Source organism: Massilistercora timonensis, from assembly GCF_048354975.1.
Taxonomy (GTDB): Bacteria; Bacillota; Clostridia; order Lachnospirales; family Lachnospiraceae; genus Massilistercora; species Massilistercora timonensis.
Window position 1 is genome coordinate 1 of the sequence record NZ_DBGCJQ010000026.1, and the last position, 6016, is coordinate 6016.

Here is a 6016-nt window from a genome sequence, read left to right on the forward strand (position 1 = left end):
CCAGGGTCATCTCCTGCTCCAGATCAGCGATCTGTCCAAGCCCCTGGTCTTCTGCCTCATCCCCGGCAGGCTCCAGGGGCCTTGCCCCCTTCCATCCAAGCCTTGCGGCAGCCAGCTGCGCCATCCGGACCACATCATAATTGGTGTGCATGGCATAATAAGATATGTCACTGCGGATCAGGTTTAGAACCCGGTTTCCCAGGAAATCCTGGTCCGTCACACGATTGATCCCGTGAAAGAGCAGCGGATGATGGGTAAGAAGAAGATCCGCCCCCTTATCCGCCGCCTCCCGGATCACCGAATCCGTGGCGTCCAGCCCTATGTATACACGCTTTACTTCCTTATCCATCCGCCCCGCCAGAAGCCCTACGTTGTCCCATTCCAGGGCGCAGGATGTGGGGTAGTCCTTCTCAATCTGTGCAATGATCTCTCCACAAGTCATATCGTTCCTCCTGTTTCGTACTGTGCCAGTGCCTTTTGGATCCATTCCCTCTCCCGGCAGATCTCTTCCGCCCGCTCCCGTGCGCTTTCGCTTCCGCTTCTGCCGGCAAGCTGCTCCAGGATGCTCTCCTTGATGCGAAGCTCCCGCTTCAGGAACTCCAGAAGCACCGGATGCCGGGCTTCCAGAAGCCGCTTCCCGTAGAGATACTCCCATTCTTCATAGGGTTCCTTCGTGCCGTGGACCACCCGCATCACCGGATAGTATTTTCCATCCTCCAGCACCATGTCCTCCTGCTCGATCCGGTATCCGTTCTCTGTGAGGAATTTGCGCACCCGGCAGATTTCCGACTGAGGCTGCAGGATCAGGGCATTCAGCTGATCTGCCACCTCTTTCCCCTCCTGAAGGATCCGGATGGTCAGAGGTCCTCCCATCCCGGAGGCGATCACCGTATCCACCTCCCCCGGACGGATCATGGCAAGACCGTCGGAGAGCCGGGTTTCGATCCGGTCCCCAAGCCCGTGGCCCACGATATGCATCCGGGCCCGGTTGAGGGGCCCCTGGTTTACATCCAGGGCGATCACCTTGCTGGCGATGCCACTCTCCACAAGATAGATAGGCACATAGCCGTGATCGGTTCCAATATCCGCGACAGAGGCGCCCTCTGTCACAAGACCCGCCACCGCGTACAGTCTCTTTGATAGTTCCATAGGCGCCTCTTTCTTAATCCAGATAATCTCTCAGTTTCCTGCTGCGGCTGGGATGACGCAGCTTCCGGAGCGCTTTCGCCTCGATCTGACGGATCCGCTCCCGGGTAACGTCGAACTCTTTCCCCACTTCTTCCAGGGTCCGGGCCCGTCCATCGTTCATACCGAAGCGCAGCCGCAGTACTTTCTGCTCCCGCTCGGTCAGTGTGTCCAGCACCTCGTCAAGCTGCTCCTTCAGAAGAGTCTGAGCCGCGGCTTCCGCCGGCACCGGCACATTGTCGTCCTGGATGAAATCTCCCAGATGGCTGTCCTCTTCCTCTCCGATGGGCGTCTCCAGAGATACCGGCTCCTGGGAGATCTTCAGGATCTCTCTCACCCGTTCTACCGGCATGTCCAGCTCTTCCGCGATCTCTTCCGGCGTGGGTTCCCGCCCCAGCTCCTGCAGAAGCTGCCGGGACACCCGGATCAGCTTGTTGATGGTCTCCACCATATGCACCGGGATCCGGATGGTCCTTGCCTGGTCCGCAATGGCTCTGGTGATAGCCTGGCGGATCCACCAGGTAGCGTAAGTACTGAACTTGAACCCTTTATGATAATCGAACTTCTCCACTGCCTTGATAAGTCCCAGGTTTCCTTCCTGGATCAGATCCAGGAACAGCATCCCCCGGCCCACATAGCGCTTGGCAATGCTGACCACCAGACGAAGATTGGCCTCCGCCAGCCGCTTCTTAGCCCACTCGTCGCCGTCCGCCATCCGCTTGGCAAGTTCTACTTCCTCATCGGCGGTAAGAAGCGGCACCTTGCCGATCTCCTTAAGGTACATCCGCACCGGATCTTCAATGCTGATGCCGTCCGGCACCGACAGGTCGATCTTCTCCATGTCCACTTCATCTTCATCGGAGATCACGATATCCGCGTCGTCAATGTCATCGTCGTCATCCGCCCCGATCCGGAGCACGTCCACATTGTTGGCCTCCAGATAATCGTACACCTTCTCCATCTGCTCTGAGGTAAGTTCCATGTCTGAGAAGAAATCATTGATCTCCTGCAGTTCCAGGACGCTTTTCTTTTTCTTTCCCAGGGCTACCAGCTCTTTTAATTTCTCCTCAAATTTTGCCATGTTTTCTTCCATGTAGTTTCCATCCTCCATTGCTTGATTATATTTTATCCCTAATTAATAGAAATATGCAGTTTCTCAAGGTCCTGCAGCTGCCGCTTGGCCTCCATCAGCCGCTGCAGCCCCCGGATATCCGTGGGGTCCAGACGGGCCGCCGCCTCCCCGATGCTGTGGGCCTTCACCCGCACCACCGTCTCTTTCAAAGCCTTCTCCCGTTCTTCCGGCGTGGTCAGCTCCCGGATCCTGGTGTGGAACAGGGAGGCTGCCTCCCGGTGCTCCTCTTCCTCTGTGAAATGATCCAGGATCCTGGCCGGATTGGCCTCCCCCTCTTCATACTGCTGATAGAGGAGCTCCGCCACCTTCCGGTAGATCTCCCCGGTAAAATCCTCCGGGATGATATAGCTGCTGATCTGATGAAAGACCTGGGGTTCCTCGATCATCCAGGTGAGAAGGATCTTCTGGGATGTGAGGATCCCGTCTTCCTTCTTTTCTTTCACCGCCTTCTCCGGCCTTTTAACCGGCTGAGCCAGACCGTTTTGCACTGCGGTGCGGACCACCAGCTTTCGCAGTTCTTCGAAGCCCACGTGGTATCGCCCGGCCACCGCCTCTATGTAATTATTCCGCTCGATGTCTTCCTCAAACTCTCCCAGTCTTCGGGCCACTTCCTTCAGGAAATCCGTCTTTCCTTCCGGCGACGCCAGATCGTAATCCCGCTCCAGCACTTCCACTCCGAATAGAAATCCGTTCCTGGCCTCCCGGATCCGGTCTTCAAAGGCTTCCTTCCCCAGGTTCTTGATAAACTCATCCGGGTCTTTGTAGGGCTCCATGCGGATCACCTTCGCGCTGATCCCCGCCTCCCGCAGGATGGGAATGGCCCGCAGGGCCGCCTTCGTCCCTGCCTCGTCGCTGTCGTAAGTCAGATAGACCTCCTTCACATACCGCTTGATCAGGGAGGCATGTCCCTGAGTCAGGGCTGTGCCAAGGGAGGCCACCGCATTGGTGAATCCGGCCTGATGAAGAGAGATCACATCCATATATCCTTCGCACAGAAGGAAGTAAGATTTCCTGGAACTCCTGGCCCGGTTAAGGCCGTAGAGATTCCGGCTCTTGTCAAAGATCATGGTCTCCGGGGAATTTAAGTATTTGGGCTTCCCGTCCCCCATGACCCGGCCGCCGAACCCGATCACCCGGCTGTTGGCGTCCATGATGGGGAACATGACCCGGTTCCAGAACTTATCGTGGGCCCCATGCTTCTCATCCACGGTGATCAGCCCCGCTTTGGCGATCATATCGTCCTGATACCCCTGACCCTTCAGGTAGCGGTAGAGGTCGTCGCTGTATTTATTGGCATAGCCAAGGCCGAACGCCCGAATGGTGTCGTCCCCCAGCTGTCTTCCCTTCAGGTAGGCCAGAGCCCTTTCGCCCTGACGCTCTTTCAGCTGGATATAGAAATACCTGGCCGCCGCCTTGTTGATCTCCAGAAGGATGGCCTTTGTATCCGCCCGCTCCCGGGCTTCTTTCGACATTTCCTGCCGGGGCAGCTCCACGCCGGCCCGGTCCGCCAGATACTTCAGCGCCTCCAGGAAAGAATAGTTCTCATATTCCATGAGAAATGTGAACACATTCCCCCCTGCCCCGCAGCCGAAACAATAATACATCTGCTTCTGCCTGCTCACGGAAAAGGAAGGGGATTTCTCATTGTGGAAGGGGCACAGTCCGAAATAGGAACTTCCTTTCTTCTGCAGCTTCACATAGCTGGAGATCACGTCTACGATATCATTTTTTGATCTTACTTCTTCAATCAGTTCATCGGAGTAATACATCTTCCGCTTCCTTATCTGTTAAAATAGCCCTCACTTATAATATTCGACAAAACGACCCGATTTCCTTTAAAATTTCCAGGATTCCGGAACAAAATATTCTTCAAACTTCTTCACCGCATATGTATCTGTCATTCCCGCGATATAATCGCAGACGATCTGCTCTTCTTTTGTCCCCTTTTCTTCCAGCATCTCCAGAAACTGGGATGGCAGAAGATCCAGGTGTTCCATGTAGAACTGATACAGGTTGGTGATCATATTGATGGCTTTCTTCTCCTCCCCTTTTGCCTTTGGATTTTTATACACATTTTCAAAAAGGAATCCCCGAAGTCCCATGGTGGCCTCGTATACCTCCGGCGACATCTGGATCTTCGGCTTCTCCATACTGTTGATGATCACGTTGTGGACCATGGTGTCCAGCCGGATCTTGGTGGAAGTCCCCAGGATATCCGTATATTTCCTGGGAATATCCGACTCCTTAAGGATCCCGCCCCGGATGGCATCGTCGATGTCGTGGTTGATATAGGCGATCTTATCGGAGAGCCGCACGATCTGGCCTTCCAGCGTATGGGGATCTCCGGAAGACTTGTGGTTTTTGATCCCGTCCAGCACCTCCCAGGTCAGGTTCAGTCCTTCCCCCTGCTTCTCCAGGCACTCTACCACCCGCACACTCTGGAGATTGTGCTGGAACCCGGAGGGATTCAGCCGGTTCAGTGCGAATTCTCCGGCGTGGCCAAAGGGCGTATGCCCAAGGTCATGTCCCAGGGCGATGGCCTCCACCAGGTCTTCATTCAGCCGCAGGGCCTTGGCGATGGTCCTGGCGTTCTGGGACACCTCCAGGGTGTGGGTCAGCCTGGTCCGGTAATGGTCTCCTTTGGGCAGCAGGAAAACCTGGGTCTTCTGCTTCAGACGCCGGAACGCCTTACAATGCAGGATCCGGTCCCGGTCCCTCTGGAATACCGGCCGGATGTCGCATTCCTTCTCCGGTATCTTCCGGCCTTTTGACTCTCTGCTTTTTGCCGCGTATTGACTTAAATACTCTTCTTCCCTGTTCTCCAGTTGCTCTCGGATCGTCATATCCCACTCACCCTCCTGATCATGTTCTCCTTGTGTCTCTTCTATTTCCCGTCACCGTCATCCTCGCGGATCCTTGCCTCAATGGCATCGCACACCGTCTCCAGGACTTTGATCCTGGCATAATACTTGCAATTGCCTTCCACTACGATCCAGGGAGCATTGGGTGTGGAAGTCCGAAGCAGCATTTCATTGACTGCTTCCTCGTACTGGTCCCACTTCGCCCGGTTCCGCCAGTCCTCATCCGTGATCTTCCAGCGTTTCTCCGGGTTTTCTTCCCGGTCACGGAACCTTCGCTCCTGTTCGTCCTTATCGATCTGCATCCAGAACTTCAGCACAATGGCTCCTGCGTCTGTCAGGTCCCGCTCCATATCGTTGATCTCCTTATAAGCTCTCTGCCACTCGCTTCTGGTGCAGAAGCCTTCGATCCGCTCCACCATCACCCGACCGTACCAGGTCCGGTCGAAGATGGTCACATGGCCGGCCTTGGGCATATCTATCCAGAACCGCCACAGATAATGATGAGCTCTCTCAATGTCGTTGGGAGATGCCGTAGGGTGCACCACATAGCCTCTGGGATCCATCTTCTGGGTCAGCCGCTTGATGGCTCCCCCTTTTCCTCCTGCGTCCCAGCCCTCGAATCCCAGCACCACCGGGATCCGCCTGCGGTACAGCTCCCCGTGGAGCTTCTGGATCTTCTTCTGCAGCTTCTTGAGCCGCTCCTTATATTCTTCCTTTGTATAGGACAGGGTCAGATCCGCCCTGGAGAGGATAGTCTCCTCCGCCCGGTTTTCTTCCGCCTGGGCAGGCCCGTTTTGGGGCTCCTCATCTTTGGCCCGCTGCTGCCTCCCGGCCTCCC

Annotated in this window: 5 protein-coding genes and 1 pseudogene; all 6 read right to left on the reverse strand. The window is 55.8% G+C overall.

The annotated features are described in order from the left end of the window. On the reverse strand, window positions 1–442 hold a 442-nt coding region (locus ACML7B_RS02195), incomplete at its 3' end, for a Nif3-like dinuclear metal center hexameric protein (RefSeq protein WP_418539157.1). Beyond that, window positions 439–1149, reverse strand: a complete 711-nt coding sequence (locus ACML7B_RS02200) for a tRNA (adenine(22)-N(1))-methyltransferase (protein WP_418539158.1) — start codon at window positions 1147–1149, stop codon at window positions 439–441. The genes ACML7B_RS02200 and ACML7B_RS02195, both read right to left, overlap by 4 nt. Before the next feature lie 13 nt (window positions 1150–1162). After that, entirely contained in the window at window positions 1163–2278 is a 1116-nt protein-coding gene (gene rpoD, locus ACML7B_RS02205; RefSeq protein WP_346708626.1) for an RNA polymerase sigma factor RpoD, read from the reverse strand. 38 nt (window positions 2279–2316) lie between these two features. Further along, the gene (dnaG, locus tag ACML7B_RS02210) at window positions 2317–4086 is read right to left on the reverse strand and encodes a DNA primase (RefSeq protein WP_418539159.1); all 1770 of its coding nucleotides are present in this window, start codon (window positions 4084–4086) and stop codon (window positions 2317–2319) included. A gap of 66 nt (window positions 4087–4152) precedes the next feature. After that, window positions 4153–5160 (reverse strand): deoxyguanosinetriphosphate triphosphohydrolase, encoded by a 1008-nt coding sequence (locus ACML7B_RS02215; protein ID WP_418539161.1) that lies wholly within the window; start codon window positions 5158–5160, stop codon window positions 4153–4155. Window positions 5161–5201: 41 nt separating this feature from the next. Then, window positions 5202–6016, reverse strand: a pseudogene (locus ACML7B_RS02220) (phosphate--AMP phosphotransferase); the annotation flags it as partial.